The following is a 3,932-nucleotide window of genomic DNA, read 5'->3' as shown; positions in this document are numbered from 1 at the left end:
CTTAGCAATGTCGAGTCCAATCGTGGTAATCTCTTCCATGGATGGCTCCTCCCATGCGGTTCCTAGCAACACCGCAATCTTGGCACATCGCGATGCCGGCGGAGGAGCCGTCCACAGCATCAGAAGCAGATATCGCTATTATGTCATCTCGGCAATAAGCCTCGAAATCCGGACGCCAACTCGGCGGAGCTGGACGGGCTTCTCCAAGTGTCTCGATGCCGATATCGGCGAGCGTCCGTCCGCTTCAGATACGCGGGAACACGGTCGTCTTCTTGACGGTGCCATAGGCGAAGCTCGTGTCGATCCCGGCGATGCCTTCGATGTTGTGAAGCTGTTGCCTGACGAACTGCTCATAATCCTTCAGGCTCTGAACGAGGACGCGGAGGAGATAGTCGGCCTCGCCCGTCATCACGTAACAGTCCTGGATGCTGTCGATGCAGCGGACCTTCCGCTCGAAGGCCGCGACGGCCGCTTCCGAATGGCGCTCAAGCCTGATGCGGACGAACGCGGTGATCGGAAGGCCGTAGGCCTCCTCGTTGACGATAGCGGTGTAGCCCTCGATGACGCCGCTCTCTTCCAAGAGCCTGAGACGGCGGAGGCATGGAGATGGCGAAAGCGCCACTTTCTCGGAAAGCTCCTGGTTCGACAGGCGGCCGTCCTGCTGCAGCGTCCAGATGATCTGCCGGTCTTTCTCGTCCATGCTTCTCCTTTGTTGGCAGAATCTGCCAATCTTTCTTCCTTATTGGATCAAGATAGCAAGAAACTGCCAACAGAAGAAGCATATCATGTTACTCAACTTGACATCGAGGTTTCCCATGGCCGACATTGCAGCGACTTTCCCCAGACCCGCGATCAAGTGGTATGAGACCGCGACTGTAGGCTATGTCGTGTTGGCGCTCGTCGTCCTCATCTGGGCGGGGTTCGCGCTCACTATGCGCGCCATAGGAAAGTCGCCGCTGGCAACCGCGGATGTCGCTCTGATCCGCTTCGTCGTGCCCGCGGTCGCTCTCCTGCCCTTCCTGTTTGGCCGCCTTCATGTGCTGCGTAAAGTCGACAGCAAAGCCGTCCTGTTGGTGCTGGCGGGCGGCGTGCCTTTCTATTTCGTCGCGTCTGAGGGAGCCAGGCTGACGTCAGCGGCCTATGTAGGCGCATTGATCCCCGGCACGACGCCGCTCGCAATCTTGCTGATAACACGCGTGTTCGCGGGAAGGAAAATCTCCGGCAGACAGGTTCTTCCGATCGGACTGATTCTGGCGGGCGTCGTACTCATGGTCGCCGGGCAACGCCACCTCGTTACGGCGGAGACACTACGGGGCGTCGGACTGCTTCTTCTCGCGAGCCTCATCTGGGCCGTATACACGATCGGCCTGCGCCGGACCGGGTTGGACGCGGTCTCGAACGGCCTCCTTCTCTCAATTGGTTCCCTGCTGGCGCTCGTGTCGATGATGCTCGCCGGACTGATCGGAACCAATCTCGGCCATTTCACTGTCGGCGAGGCGCTACCTTACGTGCTGGTACAGGGAGTCGGGACCGGACTAATCTCGACCCTGGGATACGCGTTCGCCATCTCCCGGCTCGGCGCTTCCCGAAGCGCAACGATCGGCTCCCTGTCTCCGGCGCTGACGTCCCTTCTCGCGGTCCCCCTATTGGGAGAGCCGCTCGCCGTCACGACCGCCGTCGCCGTCGTCCTCCTGACGTTCGGCGTGATGTTGGCGAGCCGTACAGGCGAACACCGCGCGGAACAACGAAGTCCGTCGGCCCAATTATTGCAGCAAACGTCCGCCTAGGACCGAAAGCCAGTCATGGCACTGCGTCTGCGTTGCGCCCCCATTTCGGTCGTGCGTGAGTTTCGATAGATGCGCCGAGAGCCGCCAGACCGCTTGGCGGGCGCTAAGCGGTCTTTGAGTGTAGGTGGCAATTACTACCGAACTCCGCACGTTAGTTATCACGGAGGAATCACAGTAGAGTGATCTCATCCGCGGGTGAAGCAGCTCCATGCCACGTTTCCCCTAGTCTGCAAGGCGCTGCGGCTACCTCAAGCGCGCGACGCATTTATAGCTTTCAAATTTTTTCAGCTTTTCCCATGAATGGATTTCTTATCTCGGGCGGAAGTAGCCTCGCGCCGAAAGCCGAGATCAGAGCCATATGCCACATCGACCAATCCCGCGGCTATCGCCGATAACATGGCAAAAACTGGGTTCATGTAGTGCCATGCCATGCGTCGGACCGCAGCGCGTCGGCGTCAATCATCCCACAACCAACCGGGAACTCATCCAGTGGACGCGGCCAGGAACTGGCCGCGCCGCCGGGCCGGCTCTGAACGTGAGAATTCCTGAATTGAACAATGGAGACATCATGTTTGATCGAGAAGTAGCATCCCCACCCTTAGGCATGACTGATGATGGTCCCTCCAATCTACGACGTCGCATGGTCTTGAAGGCCGGGCTCGGCGCGGCCGCGGTCACCGCCTTTGGCGCGCTTAGGCCGGCGTTTGGATCCACTCTAGCGCAGGCTCTGCCTAGCGGCGTGCGAGAGTACCAGGTGGTCTGGAGCGACCAACGGCTGGACGCGCTGCGCGGAAAGATCAAGGAGTTCCAATTCCCGCGGGCCATACCGGGCTCCGGCTGGAAATATGGCATGGACCCTGACTACCTTCGCGCCCTGATCGAACATTGGGTCAATGGGTTCGACATGGAGGGAGCGGCTAGGAACCTGAACCGCTATCCGCAGTTCATAACCCGCGTTGAGGACCTCGACATTCAATTCATCCGCGTCATCGGCGAAGGCGGCCCCAACAAGGCGAGGCTTCCGCTGCTCAGCACCCATGGCTGGCCTGGATCGACGTTCGAATTCTGGAACGTCATCGAGCCGCTCGCCTTCCCGTCGCGCTTCGGTGCCGGGTCGGAAGTCGCTTTCGACCTCATCATCCCTTCGTTGCCTGGCCATGGCGCCTCGGGCAAGCCGCAGAGGCCGATCGGCGCAAGGACGACCGCGCGGCTCTGGGACAAGCTAATGCGGGAAAATTTGGGTTACGAGACCTACTACGCGCAAGGCGGCGACTGGGGCGCTGGCGTGACCGGCTGGCTCGCGATCGATTTCCCCGAAGCGGTGAAAGCCATTCATCTCAACTTGATGATCGTGGCTCCGCAGATACCCCCTGCGACTGAGGCCGAGAAGAAATTCTATGCGGAAGCGGATGAAGACGAGCGGCTCTGGGGCGCTTATTATCAGCTAGAGGCGACCGAGCCTCAGTCGCTTGCGTTTGCCATGGCCAACAATCCCGTCGCACAGGCGGAATGGCTGGTCCAGCGCTTTTACCAATGGTGCGACAAGCGCACACGGTCGTTCGACCAGGTGTTCTCCATGGACCAGTTGCTGACCAACGTCATGATCTACGTCATGAATGATGCGTTCCAGACTTCCACTTGGTTCTACACCGGAAGCGAAGAGGAGCATGTGAAGCAAATGCCGAAGGGAACGCGCGTCAGCGCGCCTACGGGCTTTGCATCCTATTCTGGCGACTCGCGCTCGCCGACGCCGCCGCGCAGCATTGTGGAGAAAGGCTACAACATCCAGTATTGGGCTGACGTACCACATGGCGGCCACTTCGCGGCAATGGAGGCGCCTGAGCTTTATGTTCAGGACATGCGCAACTGGGCAGCGGCGTTAAAACTGTAGAGAGGCAACTCAATGAAACGTATGGTCGGCGCCAGCTTGATCGCCGTCGCACCGGCATATGGACAATGCAACGCCCAGGCCGAGCTTGAAAACTATCGCACCACGCAGAGGATCGCCAACGAATCCCTCACATCAGGATTTTTGTCAACGGTTCATTGATGTGGCATCGAATTTCTCCTTCGTAATCGGATCCATGGTCTGAGCCCATAGCAACTACCGGCTCGTTCTCGAGCCTGTACAATCTCACATCCGGT

General features: G+C 59.3%; 4 protein-coding genes. 3 read left to right on the top strand and 1 reads right to left on the bottom strand.

What is annotated here, in order from left to right; genetic code table 11:
* Positions 1 to 244 precede the first annotated feature (244 nt).
* A complete protein-coding gene (locus HGP14_RS34975; protein ID WP_168834350.1) occupies positions 245 to 700 on the bottom strand; it encodes an Lrp/AsnC family transcriptional regulator in 456 nt (151 codons plus the stop codon).
* A 115-nt stretch (positions 701 to 815) separates the two neighbouring features.
* Between HGP14_RS34975 and HGP14_RS34970 the strand changes: the two genes are divergently transcribed.
* The 3 genes from HGP14_RS34970 to HGP14_RS34960 all read left to right on the top strand — a co-directional run bounded on the left by HGP14_RS34970 (position 816) and on the right by HGP14_RS34960 (position 3,837).
* Complete coding sequence (locus HGP14_RS34970) at positions 816 to 1,787, top strand: DMT family transporter (RefSeq protein WP_168834349.1); 972 nt, start codon at positions 816 to 818, stop codon at positions 1,785 to 1,787.
* Between the two features lie 568 nt (positions 1,788 to 2,355).
* The gene (locus HGP14_RS34965; RefSeq protein WP_246704775.1) at positions 2,356 to 3,678 is read left to right on the top strand and encodes an alpha/beta fold hydrolase; all 1,323 of its coding nucleotides are present in this window, start codon (positions 2,356 to 2,358) and stop codon (positions 3,676 to 3,678) included.
* A 12-nt stretch (positions 3,679 to 3,690) separates the two neighbouring features.
* Positions 3,691 to 3,837: a hypothetical protein gene (locus HGP14_RS34960; protein WP_168834348.1), complete on the top strand. Its 147-nt coding sequence runs from the start codon at positions 3,691 to 3,693 to the stop codon at positions 3,835 to 3,837.
* Positions 3,838 to 3,932: the final 95 nt, after the last annotated feature.

The sequence above is a fragment of the Rhizobium sp. P32RR-XVIII genome, assembly GCF_012641395.1.
Classification (GTDB): Bacteria; Pseudomonadota; Alphaproteobacteria; order Rhizobiales; family Rhizobiaceae; genus Rhizobium.
This window is presented reverse-complemented; position numbering and strand designations above follow the sequence as displayed.

Coding starts and splice junctions, on each gene's coding strand:
- HGP14_RS34975 (WP_168834350.1), bottom strand. CDS start 700: ATGGACGAGAAAGACCGGCAGATCATCTGGACGCTGCAGCAGGACGGC.
- HGP14_RS34970 (WP_168834349.1), top strand. CDS start 816: ATGGCCGACATTGCAGCGACTTTCCCCAGACCCGCGATCAAGTGGTAT.
- HGP14_RS34965 (WP_246704775.1), top strand. CDS start 2,356: ATGTTTGATCGAGAAGTAGCATCCCCACCCTTAGGCATGACTGATGAT.
- HGP14_RS34960 (WP_168834348.1), top strand. CDS start 3,691: ATGAAACGTATGGTCGGCGCCAGCTTGATCGCCGTCGCACCGGCATAT.